This is a genomic window from Lewinella sp. JB7, assembly GCF_024297185.1.
Lineage (GTDB): Bacteria > Bacteroidota > Bacteroidia > Chitinophagales > Saprospiraceae > Neolewinella.
The window spans coordinates 153,785-170,132 of the sequence record NZ_JANCTD010000002.1 but is presented as its reverse complement, the minus strand read 5'-3'; the positions used below and the strand labels follow the sequence as shown (position 1 = coordinate 170,132).

Below are 16,348 nucleotides of genomic sequence, written 5' to 3'. Positions count from 1 at the left end.
CACCAAATTACGGAAGCAGTTCGGCTTCCAGATAAACGGGGTGGTGATCGCTGAAGCGGAAGTCCTGATCGAGCGCCTTTATCCGGAGCAGGCGGACGTCGGGACTGGTCAAATAATAGTCAATCACGCTGCGTTCGCTCCGGTGGCTGTCGTACACGTCGTCGGACTTGCGTACCGAGGCCACGGCGGGATCGTAGGCCCAGTTCCAGCCGGAGGGCATGAAGTCGAAGCCGACTCCCGGCGGGAGAATAGTCTCCTCTACCGTGGGATTTAAGGAGAACCAATTAAATCCCGGCGGAAGTTGGTTCCAGTCGCCGCCGGCAATGACGTAACGGCCGGCCGCCTGATCATCCAAGACAAGTGATCGGATATAGTTCATCTGGTGTCGCCGCAGGCTGCCGTCGTCGTCGTAGGCGGACAGGTGCACGTTGTACACCGCCAGTTCCCGATCGCCCCGTACGGTAAACACCTGCCGCAGTACGCACCGATCGAGCTGGAAGAGCCGGGTGGGCCACGGGAACGTTCCGGGCAGTGATATTCTTTCGGCGGTAAGCGGTTGGTAACGACTCAGGCTCAGCAATCCACTTTCCACGGCCCCGTAGTGATCCCAGGGTTGGAAGACGGGAATGGGGACCCGTTTACTCCGGAAGTTTGGGGCATAGTACGCGCTGAAATCCGGCAGGGCCTCCCGGTTTAGCGTCACCTGATCGGTGTAGTAGCTGCGACGGCTGGCGGAATCGACTTCCTGCAATAGAAAGAAGTCTGACTGAGTGCTGGTCAGCGTGAGTTGCTGGCCGGCTACGTACCGCTCCACGTTGTCCCGCGAAGCCCGGGCCTTGCCGAGTTCGGTCCAGAAGAAATCGCCGCGGTTGGAGTAGAAGTAGTCCTCCGCCCCCATGCCCCCGAAGCCGACGTTCCAGGTAATCAGGGTGACGATGGAATCACTTATCAATGGCACCGGCGCGGTCTGTTCCCCGCTCGGTCGTAGAACTTGCCTTTCCGCTGGTGTCCAGTCGGTCACCGTCCCGTACAGGAGTATTCCGGCTACGTAGGCCCCCAGGAGAATAAGGGGCCAGCGAACGATTTTCCAGACTTTCTGCATAGGGGTCGGGGGTTCCGGTAACAAACCTTTGGAGACATAATTTGTAGACAACACCATGAAAATAGAACGCATACCCTTTGCTCAGGTCCCCCAGTTTTCCCAACGTGATATTGCCTACGCAACGGGTAGCGAAGATCTTAAGGATTTCTACGTTTACCCGGTAAATCTGGACGCTTTCGGGCAGGTAATGGTTGACAAGGAGCGCGACAATACCGACCGCGAGCTCCTGGTCAGTACCCTTACCGAGCAATATGCCAATCTCGGGTTGGCGGGCGAAGCCCCCGAGAATTTATCGCTCCTGCGTTCCCGCCAAACCTTCACGGTAATCACGGCCCACCAGCCCTCCCTGTTTACCGGCCCCCTCTACTACGTGCTTAAAATCTGTTCGGTCATTCACCTGGCCCGCAAGCTGGCTACCCGTTATCCCGAACACGCTTTCGTCCCCGTTTTCATCAGCGGGGCGGAAGACCACGATTTCGAGGAAGTCAACCACGCACACGTTTACGGCAACCGGATCGAATGGAAGCACGAGGGGGCGGGGCCGGTCGGTCGGCGTCCCTCCCACTCGCTCACCGACGCGCTGGAGTCCCTGAAGGATATTCTCGGCGACCGGGAAACGGCCCAATCGATTTACCAACGCATCGAAGCGGCCTACACCGCCCACGCAACCTACGGCGAGGGAGCCGTAGCGCTGGTGCACGAGCTATTCGGCAAATACGGCCTGGTAGTGGCCGACATGCAGCACACGGCCTTCAAACGCGCCTTCCGCCCGCTGATGGAACGCGAACTGTTCGAATCGGTGAGCCAGCCCCTCATCGAGGGTGCGCAACACCGACTGGAACAAGCCGGATACAGCGGCCAGGCCCACGCCCGCGACATCAACCTGTTCTACCTGACCGAGGAACCGGCCGGCCGCAACCGCATCGTGCGCGAAGGCGACCGCTTTCGGGTACTGGACACCGACCTTGCGTTTAGCGAGGAGGACATGCGCACCGAGCTCCGCGAACACCCGGAACGGTTCAGTCCGAACGTCGTGATGCGACCGCTGTACCAGGAACTGATCTTTCCCAATCTGGCCTACCTCGGAGGTGGCGGGGAAATCGCCTACTGGCTGGAACGAAAGGAGCAGTTCGCCGCCTTCGGTCTGAATTTCCCGATGCTGATCCGCCGTAATTCCGTTCTCTGGATCGACCGCGGCAACCAGAAGAAACTGGAGAAGCTTGGCCTGGACTACCGCGAATTATTCCGCGACGCTGACCTCATCATCCGGGACTACGTTGCCAAACAGTCCGAGAACGAACTCAGCCTGCAGGAGGAACTCGCCGCGCTGGAGGAACTATTTCGCGGCATCGCGGAGAAAGCGGAGCGTATCGACCCTACCCTAGCCAAGGCCGTGATGGGCGAACACGCGCGGCAGGCCAAGGCCGTGGAAAACCTGGAGGGCAGGCTGCGGCGCACGGAGAAGCAGCGATTCGAGACGGCGATGAATCAGATCCGCGGGCTGCGCGATAAACTCTTTCCCGCGAACGGACTCCAGGAGCGCTACGACAACTTCCTCAACATCTACCTGCAGGAGGGAGAGGGTATGTTCGACCTATTGATCGCCGAACTCGATCCCCTCGAAGAGGGCCTGGTGGTTATTCAGCCCGACTGATCACCGCCGCGGTTCCGACAGGATGATGTCGATCGCGCGCTCGAGTTGAGGGTCGCGGTCGTGAAGCCGGTCCGGCATGGTATTGTCTACCCGCACATCCGGCTCCACCCCCGTTTTCTCCAGGTTCCGGCCGTCGAGGGCGAAACATCCCCAGCTGGGCAAGCGGTAGTACGACCCATCCACGAGGCCCTGCCCGCTCGTAAAGATGATCCACCGGTAGGTCGGCATACCCACGACGGTACCGAGTTCGAGGTGTTTGAAGCCTTCCGCGGTCATTTCGGCGTCGCTCAGGCTCTGCTCGTTGATCAACAGTACGATCGGTTTGGCGGCCGGCGTAAAGTTGGGCTGCATCGTCAGGGCGCCGTTCCGGTACCGCCACTGCAGGTAGGGACGTTGGTCAAGGAATTGCAGGACGTCGTTGTGAACGTTTCCGCCGGTGTTGTAGCGCAGGTCGAGGATGAGGGCTTCGCGCTGGTGCCCCTCCGAGACCATTTCGTTCAGGAAATTATCCAGTTCACCGCCGCCCATATTTTTCATGTGTACGTAGGCCGCTTTGCGGGCGGTCCGCTCGTCCACGAGAGCCTGGTTTCGGTCTACCCATTCGTCGTAACGATCGCCATTAGCGGCACCGTAGCCGTTGGGGTGTAGGTGTACGACGAGCTGCCGGTCGCCCCGTTGCAGGGTTACCGCTATTTCCCGATCGACGCTGGGTCGTACGAGGTAGGCCTCCCGGTTAGTGGTTGGATCCACGGGCGTTCCGTCGATCTGGGTAATGCGATCGCCGGAGCGGATGTCGATGTCGTAGTAGTCGGCCGGGCCGTTGCGAATCACCGCGTGGACCAGATAAGGGTCATCCGCCGCGTAGGTAAGTCCCAGGTCAAGACTTTTTGTCCCGAAGGTGGTCTTTTCTTCCTCGCCGTCGGAGTAGAAGCCGAAGTGGGAGGTATTGAGTTCGCCCAGCAGATCGTTCGTTAACCGTCTTAGGTCGGCCCGGGTCGTGACGTAGGGCAGAAACTGCGCGTATCGGTCCCGGAGGGCGGTAAAATCGACGTCGTGAAATTCGTCGTCGTAGAAATTCTCCTCCAGATTTGCCCAGGTCTCGTAAAACATTTGCTCGAACTCCGGGCGCAGCACGCGGCGGAAGGTGTGGTCCAGCTCGATGGCTTCGGCCTTGTTCTCCTTCAGGTTCAATTTCATCACCTTGCCCCCGCCCAGGAGGTAATGTTCCCCCTTAACGGTCACGAGATCGTCCGCGCCGCCGATGCCGTCGCCGGCAATGCTTTCCGTCTTCTCGTCCGTGAAGGGTTCCAGGACGGTCTTGAAGAGCTTGGTCTTGCCCCCCTCCTGATCGCCGCCGTACAGGACGATCTGCTTTTTCCCGTCCTCAATTACGGCCACGCTCCCCTGGTTGCCGAAGCTGCTGCCGATGACCTCGGCCCGCCGCATAATGTCCCGCCGATCGATCCGGGTCACGGAATCGGTGGCCGTCGAGTCTTCGTGGAAGAGCTCGGCAAAGGCCGCGGCCCGGAAGGGTTCCGCGTAGCGACGCAGCGGCAGTCGGTACACGTTTGCATCCCCGCCCCCGCGGGGATAACCGGGTTGGTGGCGTGCCGACGAGAAGTATAGATACCGTCCGTCCGGCGACCAGTACGGGCCCCACTCGGAGACGCCCGTTTCGGTCAGGTTGTGGGTTTCACCGGTGGCAAATTCATGGACCAGGATGTCCATCTCAAAGTCCCGGCGCACGTTAAAGGCCAGGAAGCGGTCGTCCGGCGACCACCGGGGCTGGGTATTCTGAATGGCCCATAACTCGTCGGTGACGACCGTCTCGGAGGTGAAGGTTGCCAGGTCCATCACCCGCAATTGATCGCGGCCGCTCAGGTAGACGGCCCGCGTGGTATCGTGGCTGAGGGTGAGTTTGCGGTTATTGCGCGTCTCTTTGGTGCGTTGCCGCATCTCTCCGCTGCCGTCCGCCGCCACGGTGAACCAGTTTTGGTAGCCGTTTTCGGTTTGGTTGAACAGCAGCGTGCGGTGGTCCTTAAGCCAGTGCACCTCCCCCACCCGGCCCGGCCCGGTGGCCAGTTGCCGGATGTACTTGCCCTCGGTGTCGGAAACGAATAATTCTCCGCGGGACACGAAGGCCAGCTTTTTGCCGTCCCGAGCTACAGCGAAGGCCGTGACGTTGCCCCGGGTCGAAAAGTCTTGCGCTACCGCGAGCCCTTCGTAGCCATTTACGGTGACGGGCACCGGCTTTTCTTGTCCGGTTTCCGGATCCAGGGTGTGTAACTGGTAGTCCTTTACGTAGGCGATGACGTTGCCCGCCGCGCTGATGGTCGGCGCGTATACCGACCGGTCGTCCGTAAGTATGCGACGTACCCGGTCTCCATCCAACTGGTACAGGTTGTACTCTTCGTTGTCGCGGTCGGATACGAAGTAGACTGTCCCCGCCCGGTTGATGACGGGAAGCATATCCTTGCCTTCCCAGTCCGTATGCCTGACGTACGTGTCGGTAGCCGGTTGGTAGCTCTTGATGTCGGGATTGAACGGGCCGCGGTAGCGTTTGCGGTGGACGAAGAGGCTGCTTTCCCAGCTTTCGTTGAAGTATACGCTCCCGTCCGGATGCTCGACGGCGTTGTGCACGTTATTGAAGTAGTGATCGCCGAACAGCCGGCGGGGGGTGCCGCCCGTGGCTTCCACGGTGTAGGTCGACATGCGGTTGTACCGTCCGGAGGTGAAGTAAATGCGCTGACTGTCCCACGACCAGCCCTCTACCCGGTCGTCCGCCTCGTGGAAGGTCAACCGCTTGATCGGCCCACCGGCTAGGGGCATCAGGTACACGTCGTGGTTTCCGTACTGGTCGGAGCTGAACGCCAGCCACCGTCCGTCCGGACTCACGCTCGGCCGTGTTTCGGTACCCTCCAGGGCGGTAATCCGCACGGCCGTACCGCCGGGAGTGGGTACTTTCCACAGATCGGTGCTGTAACTGAAGAGCAGTTCGCCGCCGTCGGGGGTGAGCGCCGGTTCGTCGGCGAAGTACAGATTCTGGCCGAGGAGGACCCCGGAAATAAAGAGCAGGAGCAGGGTAAGTCGCATGGGGCTAAAGATAATCGCGCCGCCCCGGGATAGAAGGTATTACTCCAGGATCGCATCCGGCGGCAGGCTGCTCCCCCGCAGAAAATCTTCGGTCCGCATCCGACGCCGGCCCGCCAGTTGGAGCTCCTCCACGATGAGGTAGCCATCCGCGCAGGCGACCTCCAGCGAACCGTCGACAATACGAATTTCACCGGCCGGGCGATCGTGGGCATCCATGCGGGCACGACTACGGATGATCTTAAGTTGCTCCCCGGCGAGGGTGGTCCAGGCGGCGGGCCAGGGGCTCAACCCGCGCACGAAGTTATGTATCTCGGCCACCGGCTGGTCCCACGAGATCCGGCAGGTATCGCGGTGGATTTTGGGGGCGGGCGTGGCGGCTGCGTCGTCCTGCTTCCGCAGGCTGTAGTCGCCGGACTGGATTAGCCGGACGGTGTTTACGACCAGTTCCGCGCCCTCCTCCATCATGCGGTCGTGAACGTCCCCGGCGGTTTCGTTTTCGCCGATCGGCATGCGGTGTTGGAGCAGCACGTCGCCCGTATCGATCTCGTGGCGGATGAAGAAGGTGGTAGCGCCCGTTTCGCGTTCGCCGTTGATGACGGCCCAGTTGATCGGCGCCGCCCCCCGGTACTTCGGCAGCAGGGAACCGTGCAGATTAAAGGTGCCTAGTCGGGGCATCTGCCAGACGGCGACCGGCAGCATACGGAAGGCCACCACGATTTGCAGATCCGCCCGCAGCTCCCGCAGGGCCTCCTGGAAACCGGGGGCCTTCAGGTTGCGCGGTTGCAGCACCGGTATACCGAGACGGTCGGCGGCTTTCTTGACCGGCGATTCCAGTAACTGCTTGCCACCCCGGCCGCCCAGTTTGTCCGTAGCGGTCACTACGCCGACGACCCGGTAGCCGGCTTCGACGAGTTTTTCCAGGCTCGGCACGGCAAATTCGGGGGTGCCCATGAATACGATGCGTAGCTCCTCAGTTTCCATGCCGCTAAGGTAGGGGGCAGGGCCGCGGGTGCAATGAATCGCCGAGAAAAAGCGATGGCTATTGGCATCGCGTGCCCTACCTTTCCCGTATGATGCAGGAGTTTGGGTGGAAGAACGAGCGGGGAATCGGAATTTATGCCGTGGACTGGCATGTCGATCAACCCCGCGCCGTTATCGGTCTCATCCACGGACTCGGCGAGCACTGCCGCCGCTACGATCACCTCGCCCGGTACTTCAATGAGCGCGGGATTGCCGTGGTCGGTTACGACCGCCAGGGGTTTGGTCGCAGCGAGGGGCGGCGGGGGTACGCCAAAGAATACCGGGACTACCTCGACGGCATCGCGCAACTGCTCGTACAGTGCGAGCGGCGGTACCCCCACCGTCCGGTATTCCTGTACGGACACAGTATGGGCGGACAGCTACTCCTCCTCTACCTGATCCGTCGCAAGCCGTCGATCGCGGGAGCCATCGTCAGTGCTCCCCACATCGCCGAGGCCTTCTCCCCGAACCCGCTCACCGTAGCCGTCGGGCGGCTGCTGCGGAAGGTGTATCCCACCTTCACGCTCGGCAATCAAATCGATACGCGCAAGCTCAGCCGGGACCCGGAAGTGGTGCGGGATTATCTCGCGGATCCCCACAATCACGATCGCCTGAGCAGCCAGACCGGCATCGATCTCCTGGACCGGGCCAAGTTTTTACAGCAATACGCGGGTGGCTTACCCGTCCCTACCCTGCTCATCCACGGCACGGCGGACGGTCTGACTTCCCATGCGGCATCGGAAGCTTTTGCCCGACGCAATCCGGAACAGCTCACCCTGCGGAGCTTTCCGGGCCTCTTTCACGAGTTGCATAACGAACCCGAGCAAGGGGAGGTACTCGACACCGTACGGCGGTGGATGGACGAGCGCATAGCCCCCGGGGAGGCTCGTGACCAATAAATATTGAAAAATTGGTCATATTTAATTTGGGTATTTCGTTGCCGTTTTCTCCGGCAAATCGTGACAAAACCGGAGGATGACGTACCCAATTATTGCTGGTCTGTGAAGGAGATTATTCCCCGGAAACCAGGACTGTGGAGACCATGACCGGAGCCAAGTGTCCGGGGCACGGCGGCCGGAAGGCAGAAGGGGGAAGATTCGGGGATCAGTCCCTATGTTGGTGGTGAGACACCCCCACTGGGAGGGCACGAAATTGCTTGCCCCCGGTTTTTCTCCTATTGTTTAGTTTTTCGGCGAACGAATTGGCTAGTTATCGTTCTCCGTGATTTGGAGTAAATGAAATACCTATCCGAGCTCGTCGAGCTCCTCGGAACCGGCCCGGCGGGCCGTGCTTCGGAGCGTAAACGGAACACACAGGTACGAACCCTTCTCGAGTTTCTACGGACCAACGAGGACGCCACCGCGGAGGAGGCGGCCCGGGTAGTCGGCCTGTCGGCAAGCTCCTCCGCCTTTCGTAAGCTGAAGCATGCCTCGAAGCTTGAATTGATCAACCGACTCTCCGCCGTAGGGATGACCGACGGCAAGACGGACCTGAGAAACCGGAAATACAATTACGTCTGGAAGTTGATCGTGATCGGTAAGCAACTGCGAACGTCGATTAGCTCGGAGGTGCTCCTGCCCTTTCTGGAAGAAGCGTACCGCATAGCCGAGTCCAGACACTTCTACCACGCGGCGTACGAAGCGTCGACGATGCTGAGACGTCAGTACAACAATCGCAAGTTTGAGCCGGCCAAGTACACCTACTACCGCGACCGGGCGCTTCACTACCGCGAGCTTTCCCGCGCATACCACGACGTAGTGTCCGACCTCAACGAAATATTTTACCTACGCAACAGCCGGGAAGATAACGGCGTCATCCGCCGGGCGGCTTCGGAGGCGTATGAACGACGGAAGCACCTGATCGAACTTCATGACGTTGCCACGATCTCGTACATCGTCTATCTGATCGAGCTCAACATCCACCTGGCCGACAACGACTACGTCCGCGTGATCGCGGTTGCGAACCAGGCCATTGCGTATCTCCAGCAAAAGCCGGATGCACAGCCGCCCATGTTTCAGGTGTTCGAAGCTAATTTGTCGGTAGCCTATATGCAGCGCAACGACTATGCCAACGGCATGAGCTTTGCCGAGCGCCTCCTCGCCAAGACCGGCCCCCGGGATCATAACTACATCAAAGTGTACGAGCTGATGCTCGTGTTGTCACTACGGGCACAACGATTTCAGCAGGCCTACGAACTTTATTGTTCCGTATCCCCCACGGCACTCTCCCGAAATCTGCCCGCCTACTACTACGAAACCTTCCGGATCATCAAAGCCTATCTATACCTCCTCGTACGGCTTCAGCAGATCCGTACGCGGCCGGACGATCAAACCTTCACCAACTTCCGGATCAGGCGATTCCTGAACTCCTTCGAGTACGCGGCCACGGAAAAAAGTCACCGAAACGTTCACCTATTGATTATCGAAATCGTCGATAACATTATAAGCCGGCGGCACAGTCAGGTTGCCTATAGCCTGGAGGCAGTCGGGAAGTACGCTCAACGTCATTTGCGGGACCGCGGTCACGAGCGGGTTCGCTACTTTCTGAAGGCGCTAGGCCAGCTATCCGCCCAGCGATTCCACCGGGCCGCCGTAGAACGGCATACGGAGCGCTACCTAAAACTACTGGATAAACACCCGCTTGCGGAATCCCAACTCGACTACTACATGGAACTTATCCCCTACGAAGTGCTCTGGTCGCTGATTCTGGAGCAGCTCGGATACAAACGCGTGCGAACCAGTAGCCGGAGAGGCACTAAAAACTGACGCCCGCAGTGTACACTACGGGCGTCAGTCGGATGGCGGAGGAAGAGGGATTCGAACCCCCGGTACCTTGCGGTACGTCGGTTTTCAAGACCGGTGCATTCAACCACTCTGCCATTCCTCCGGAAGGGTGATCACTTCGGCGGGCAAAGGTACCCTACCCGCTCAGATTATACAACCTGTACGGGCAACGGCCAGAAAGAATACCGAACCGGCTTTGCGGTCTCTTTCCGTTAGTCACTCACCGAAAAACCGTACGCCCGGCGTCTTCCCGGGCAGCCGTAGGGCGTGGAAAAAGATGCAATTTGGGACGCACCGACCCGGACCGCCAAACGATACGCCAATTTTCGGCAAATCATTACCGCCGGTTTTCCGGTCGGAAGGCAAATGGCCCGGTGGGGTGCCCCCAAACATTGCTCCCGCGCCCCGCCGCCCGAATTGCGAATGTCCTGCTTATCTTTGCCCGAATTTTGACAGACGCTCTCCCCCATGCCAAAGGACACTTCGATTAAATCCGTACTCATCATCGGTTCCGGGCCGATCATCATCGGTCAGGCTTGTGAATTTGACTACTCCGGTAGCCAGGCCAGCCGCAGCCTCCGCGAGGAAGGCGTTGAGGTCACCATCCTCAACCCCAACCCGGCCACGATCATGACCGATCCGATGACGGCGGACCACGTTTACCTGTTGCCGCTCACCATCGAAAGCGTGGAACAAGTGCTTAAGGAACAGCAGATCGACGCGGTGCTACCGACCATGGGCGGACAATCGGCCCTCAACCTGGCCATCGAATGCGGCGAGGTGGGGCTGTGGGAAAAGTATAACTGCCGCCTCATCGGCGTCGATCTGGAAGCCATCGAACTGGCCGAGAATCGCGAACTGTTCCGCAAGCATATGGAACACATCGGGCTGCAGTGCGCGCCGGCGATGATCGCCAACTCCTTCCTCGAAGGCATGGAGGCTGCCCAGGAGATCGGGTTTCCGCTCGTGATCCGGCCGTCCTACACCCTGGGCGGATTCGGCGGTGGATTCTGCTTTAACGAGGATGAATATCCCGAAATGCTGCGCCGGGGACTGGATGCCAGCCCTACCCACGAAGTGCTGATCGATAAGGCGGTGCTCGGCTGGAAGGAATTCGAACTGGAGTTGCTGCGGGATTCCGCCGACAACGTAGTGATTATCTGTACCGTCGAGAACTTCGATCCGATGGGCATCCATACCGGCGACTCCATTACGGTGGCACCGGCGATGACGCTCTCCGACACCGCCTACCAGGAAATGCGCGATCAGGCGATTCTGGCCATGCGTTCGATGGGCAATTTCGCCGGCGGTTGTAACATTCAGTTCAGTCAGAATCCGGAGACGGAAGAACTGATCGTCATCGAGATCAACCCGCGCGTGAGCCGGTCCTCGGCCCTGGCCTCGAAGGCTACCGGTTACCCGATCGCCAAGATCGCGGCCAAACTGGCGCTGGGCTACCGCCTGGACGAGCTGAAGAATCAGATCACCAAGACCACCTCCGCCTACTTCGAGCCCACCCTCGATTACGTGATCGTGAAAATCCCCCGCTGGAACTTCAATAAGTTCCCCGGCGCCGATCACAAACTCGGACTGCAAATGAAGTCGGTCGGTGAAGTCATGGGCATCGGACGTAACTTCCTGGAAGCCCTCCAGAAGGCCTGCCAGTCCCTGGAAAACGGACGGGCCGGACTCGGGTCCGACATGAAGGAATGGATCAAGACCGACGATATCCTCGACCGACTGGAGAACGTCAGCGAGGATCGTCTTTTCCGCCTGAAGGACGCGCTGCGACTTGGTGTGCCGCGCAAGACCATCCACAAACTGACCAAGATCGACCCCTGGTTCATCAATCAGATCAAGCGTCTGGTAGACTACGACGCCGAGGTCATGAAGTACAACGTGCCGGAGGACCTACCTGAAAATCTGTTCCGCGAACTCAAGGAAGTGGGCTATTCCGACATCCAAATCGCCTACCTGCTCCGGGTCGACGAAGAGGCCGTCACGAAGCGCCGCTACGAACTCGGTATCCGCCGGGTCTACAAGATGGTCGACACCTGCGCGGCCGAATTCCCCTCCGACACTCCCTATTTCTACTCCAGCTTCGACGGGGAGAACGAAAGCGTGCCTTCGGACCGGGAGAAGATTATCGTCCTCGGATCGGGCCCTAACCGCATCGGACAAGGCATTGAGTTCGACTACTGTTGCGTGCACGGACTTAAAGCGGTACACGAAGCCGGGTTCGAGTCCATCATGGTCAACTGCAACCCGGAGACCGTATCCACGGACTTCGATACGGCCGACAAACTCTACTTCGAACCCGTTTTCTGGGAGCACCTCTGGGAAATTATCGAACTCGAAAAACCTGCGGGCATCATCGTGCAACTCGGGGGGCAAACCGCCCTTAAACTGGCCGAGGAACTCTCCAACCGGGGCGTCAAACTCATCGGCTCCAGCTACGACGCGCTCGACCTGGCCGAGGACCGCGGACGGTTCTCCAACCTTCTCAAGGAACTCGACATCCCCTACCCCAACTTCGGTACGGCCAAGGATGCCGACGAAGCCCTGGAGGTAGCCCACCGCGTCAAGTACCCCGTGCTGGTGCGTCCGAGTTACGTGCTCGGCGGTCAGGACATGCGCATCGTCATCAACGATGCTGAACTCGAACGGCACGTATTGTCGATCTTCAAAAAGGCTCCCGACGACGAGGTATTAGTGGATCACTTCCTCGACCGCGCGAAGGAGGCCGAAATCGACGCCATCTGCGACGGTGACGAGGTCCACATCATGGGCATCATGGAGCACATCGAGCCCGCCGGTATTCACTCGGGTGATTCCTCGGCCGTGCTGCCGACGTACTCGCTGAGCGTATCGGCCGTCAACAAGATGCGGGAGTACGCCGAAAAACTCGCTTTTGCCCTGAAGATCAAGGGACTGCTGAACGTGCAGTTCGCCATCAAGACGGATAAGGAGACGGGCGAAGAGGTGGTCTACGTCATCGAAGCCAACCCGCGCGCTTCCCGTACCACGCCCTTCATCGCCAAGGCCTACAAAGTGCCCTACCTCAACATCGCCACCAAGGTGATGCTGGGAACCCACAAGCTGAAGGATTTCGACATCAATCCCCAGCCCAGTGGCTACGCGATCAAGGTGCCGGTGTTCAGCTTCAACAAGTTCCCGAACGTGGATAAGCAACTCGGCCCCGAAATGAAGTCGACCGGCGAAGCTATCCGCTTCGTGAAGGACATGACCGATCCCTTCTTCCGCGAACTGGACCGCAACCGGAGCCAGTACCTCACCCGCTAGGTCTCAGTACCCGGCGGCCTGTCCGTCCTTCCGGCTTTCGGATGCGCCGTGAAGGACGCCGTTTTCCAGATCGCGCAGAATCGCCTGGTAACCCCCGTAGCTGCCCCGGGTGAACCCAACCTCGTGCCCCCGATCCAGCAGCCCGCGGATGGTTTCGTACGGGATGCCGGACTCCACCCTTACCTGCCCCTCATTGCGCAAGTCGCCCGTGGGGGAAGATCCTCCGGTATGGTCCCAGCGGGGTGCATCCCCGGCTTCCTGGAGGTTCATGCCGTAGTCGATGAGGTTCATGACGATCTGGGCGTGCCCCTGGGGTTGGAAGTCTCCCCCCATGACCCCGAAACTCACCCACGGTTGACCGTCCTTGCTGATGAAGGCCGGGATGATGGTGTGAAACGGGCGTTTGGCGGGGGCGTAAGTATTAGCCTGCCCCGGCGTCAGCGAGAAAAGTTCTCCGCGATCCTGCAGCATGAAACCCAGGCCGGGGGGAACCATACCGGAGCCCATACCGCGGTAATTGCTCTGGATAAGTGAGACCATGTTGCCGGCGGCGTCGGCGGTGGTCAAGTAAATCGTTTCGCCGGCGCTGATCTCCCCGGCTTCGTAGACCGTGGCGCGGTCCCCGATTTCCGCCCTGCGTTGGCCGGCATACTCTTCCGAGATCAACCAATCCACCGGCACGTCGGCAAAGTCCATGTCGGCGTAGTACCTGGCCCGGTCCTCGAAGGCCAGCTTTTTGGCTTCCGTGAACAGGTGGAGGTGTTCGGCGCTACCGAAGTCGATCTGGCTAAAGTCGTAGCCTTCCAGAATAGCGAGCATCTGAAGTGCGGCAATCCCCTGACCGTTGGGTGGCAGCTCCCAGACGTCGTAGCCCCGGTAATTTACGGACACGGGCTCCACCCACTCCGAACGGTGATCGGCCAAGTCCGCGGCGGAGAGGTATCCTCCCTGTTCCTGAATGAAGTCGGCTATAGTGGCGGCGATCTCGCCCCGGTAGAATGCATCCCGCCCCCCGGCGGCGATCTTCCGGTACGTACTGGCTAAATAGGGATTGCGGTAAAGATCGCCCTCGTCGGGAAGCTCGCCGCCGTTTTGTCCGAGGTAGGTCTCGCGCACGTTCGGAAAACCCCGGGCCATATAGGTAGGAATGGATCGGTGCATGTACCAGGCGATGAGCTCCGTGAGGGGGAATCCGCGTTCCGCGTAGTCAATGGCCGGAGCCAGCAGATCAGCCACCGGTACGGAGCCGAAGCGTTCGTGCAGAGTAAACCAGCCGTCCACGGCCCCCGGGACACTCACCGGCAGCGGGCCCAGGGCCGGAATCTTGTCCAGCTTTTTCTCCTTCAAATCGGCCAACGTCATGTTCTGGGGAGACCGACCACTGGCGTTGAGCCCGTAGGCGCGCTGGGTCTCGGCATCCCATACAATGGCGAACAGGTCACCACCGACTCCACAGCCGGTGGGCTCCATCAGACCGAGTGCCGCGTTGGCCGCGATGGCGGCGTCGATGGCGTTGCCCCCGTCCTTTAGCACCTGCAGTCCGATCTGCGTAGCCAGGGGGTGGCTCGTAGCTACCATTCCGTTGACGGCCAGCACTTCGGAGCGGGTGGCTTCCAGTGATCCGGTAATGCGGTCCTGCGCCTGGGTCAGGGGAACGATCAGAAAAATAAGGAGAAGGCAGAGCAACGGTCGTGACATGAGCGGAACGGTTAGTATAGCCGGAAGGTAACGAACCGGATGGGATGTGCGGAAGTCGGGGTCGGGTGGATATAGATTAAGTATCTTTCCGGAAAGTCGACAAAGCACTATGCACACGAAATTCTACCTCATCCCTCTGCTACTTTTGGTATGCTTCTGCTCCCGCGTACGCGCCCAGGAGATCAACTTCGGATTTGCGGTCCGGACGGAAGTGAAGAACGGAACGCTCGAGGGCGATTACAGTACCCGGACCGGCGTGCAACGCTATCTCGGCATCCCCTTCGCCGCTCCGCCCGTTGGAGATTTGCGCTGGCGGGCACCGCAGCCGGCCGGCGACTGGGAAGGCGTACGTATGGCGCATGAGTTTGGTCCCCGCCCCGTACAGGAGTATATCTACGACGACATGCGGTTCCGCTCCCCCTCCGTCAGCGAAGACTGTCTGTACCTGAACGTCTGGACCCCCGCGGAAGCGCGGGAAAGCGGCCTGCCCGTACTCGTCTACTTCTACGGAGGTGGATTTTCGGCCGGAGCGGGCGACGAACGCCGCTACGACGGGGAGCGGCTGGCGCAGGAAGGCGTGGTCGTGGTGACGCCCAACTACCGACTGAACGTGTTCGGATTCATGGCTCACCCGGAGCTTTCGGCGGAGACCGACTACCGGGGGTCCGGGAATTACGGCCTCATGGACCAGGCCGCCGCTATCCACTGGGTGAAGGAAAACATTGCGGCCTTCGGTGGTGATCCGGACAAAATCACCATCGCGGGGGAAAGCGCCGGTTCGATGTCGGTAAGCCTGCAGATGGTCTCCCCCCTCAGCCGCGATCACCTGGCGGGTGCGGTGGGACAAAGCGGTGGCGCGGTGAACCCCGAACGCCCGCTGGCTCCGCTATCGGCCGGGGAAGCCTGGGGCGAGCGGTTTCTCGACTCGAGCGGCTATGCCTCGATCGCCGAACTGCGGCAGGCACCTACGCGGGTCATCTACGAAACCCTCAACAACCGGAACGTCGGCCGCCCCCCCGTAGTGGTCGACGGTCACTTCATCACCGAAGATCCCGCCCTTACTTTTGCTAACGGGAAGCAGGCGAACGTGCCCTTGCTCGTCGGCTGGACCAGCACGGAGCGGCCCTGGGGACAGTTCCCCGACACGCCGGACGCCTACCGGAAGATGCTGCGGGAGCAGTTTCCGCAGCACGCCGAAGCCCTGACGGAATATTACCCTGCCGACGCTCCGACCCGCTCGGCAATCGAGTTGGCCTCCGACACCTGGATCGTACTCGGCACCTGGAACTGGGCGGATCTGCACCGCCTCAACAGCGATCAGCCCGTGTACCGCTACCGCTTCGACAAAATTCGGCCGCCCCTGCGCGGACAAAGTCGGGACCAGGAGCCTCCGGGCGCCGCCCACGCAACCGATATCGAATACTTCATGAACTCACTCGACGTCTCGGACGGATACGCTTGGCAGGACGGGGACCGCAAGGCCGCCGAAACCATGGTCCGCTATCTGGCCAATTTCGTCAAGACCGGAGATCCGAACGGTGGTGAACTTCCGCAATGGCCGAACCTCGACGATGCCGAATACCCCGCGGTCATGATCCTCGATGCCGAGAGTAAGGCCGAAGCATTCCGGGCCGAGCCGCGGTACCGCTACCTGACAAATATGTATGACAAGGCCCGGCGGTAGTCGCTTCCTGC

General features: G+C 60.2%; 9 protein-coding genes and 1 tRNA gene. 5 read left to right on the top strand and 5 right to left on the bottom strand.

Annotated elements, in window-relative coordinates:
• Nucleotides 1-7: 7 nt before the first annotated feature.
• Nucleotides 8-1,102 carry an endonuclease/exonuclease/phosphatase family protein gene (locus NMA52_RS04300; RefSeq protein ID WP_254826412.1) on the bottom strand — a complete coding sequence of 365 codons (1,095 nt, stop codon included), beginning with the start codon at nt 1,100-1,102 and terminating at the stop codon, nt 8-10.
• 55 nt (nt 1,103-1,157) lie between these two features.
• Between NMA52_RS04300 and bshC the strand changes: the two genes are divergently transcribed.
• Nucleotides 1,158-2,756 carry a bacillithiol biosynthesis cysteine-adding enzyme BshC gene (bshC, locus tag NMA52_RS04295; protein WP_254826411.1) on the top strand — a complete coding sequence of 533 codons (1,599 nt, stop codon included), beginning with the start codon at nt 1,158-1,160 and terminating at the stop codon, nt 2,754-2,756.
• Here the strand turns inward: bshC and NMA52_RS04290 are convergent, their stop codons facing one another.
• Nucleotides 2,757-5,849, bottom strand: a complete 3,093-nt coding sequence (locus NMA52_RS04290; RefSeq protein ID WP_254826410.1) for a S41 family peptidase — start codon at nt 5,847-5,849, stop codon at nt 2,757-2,759. It abuts the gene before it with no gap.
• A gap of 39 nt (nt 5,850-5,888) precedes the next feature.
• Nucleotides 5,889-6,830, bottom strand: a complete 942-nt coding sequence (gene fmt, locus NMA52_RS04285) for a methionyl-tRNA formyltransferase (RefSeq protein ID WP_254826409.1) — start codon at nt 6,828-6,830, stop codon at nt 5,889-5,891.
• 89 nt (nt 6,831-6,919) lie between these two features.
• Here fmt and NMA52_RS04280 point away from each other — a divergent pair, with 89 nt between their 5' ends.
• On the top strand, nt 6,920-7,768 hold the full coding sequence (locus tag NMA52_RS04280; RefSeq protein ID WP_254826408.1) for an alpha/beta hydrolase: 849 nt from the start codon (nt 6,920-6,922) through the stop codon (nt 7,766-7,768).
• Between the two features lie 336 nt (nt 7,769-8,104).
• Entirely contained in the window at nt 8,105-9,634 is a 1,530-nt protein-coding gene (locus NMA52_RS04275; RefSeq protein WP_254826407.1) for a hypothetical protein, read from the top strand.
• 33 nt (nt 9,635-9,667) lie between these two features.
• Here the strand turns inward: NMA52_RS04275 and NMA52_RS04270 are convergent.
• Nucleotides 9,668-9,755, bottom strand: a tRNA-Ser gene (locus NMA52_RS04270).
• 365 nt (nt 9,756-10,120) lie between these two features.
• Here NMA52_RS04270 and carB point away from each other — a divergent pair.
• Nucleotides 10,121-12,955 (top strand): carbamoyl-phosphate synthase large subunit, encoded by a 2,835-nt coding sequence (gene carB / locus NMA52_RS04265; protein ID WP_254826406.1) that lies wholly within the window; start codon nt 10,121-10,123, stop codon nt 12,953-12,955.
• A gap of 3 nt (nt 12,956-12,958) precedes the next feature.
• Here carB and ggt read toward each other — a convergent pair whose 3' ends face one another.
• Complete coding sequence (gene ggt, locus NMA52_RS04260; protein WP_254826405.1) at nt 12,959-14,653, bottom strand: gamma-glutamyltransferase; 1,695 nt, start codon at nt 14,651-14,653, stop codon at nt 12,959-12,961.
• Between the two features lie 109 nt (nt 14,654-14,762).
• Here ggt and NMA52_RS04255 point away from each other — a divergent pair, with 109 nt between their 5' ends.
• A complete protein-coding gene (locus tag NMA52_RS04255; RefSeq protein ID WP_254826404.1) occupies nt 14,763-16,337 on the top strand; it encodes a carboxylesterase/lipase family protein in 1,575 nt (524 codons plus the stop codon).
• The last annotated feature ends 11 nt before the right edge of the window (nt 16,338-16,348 follow it).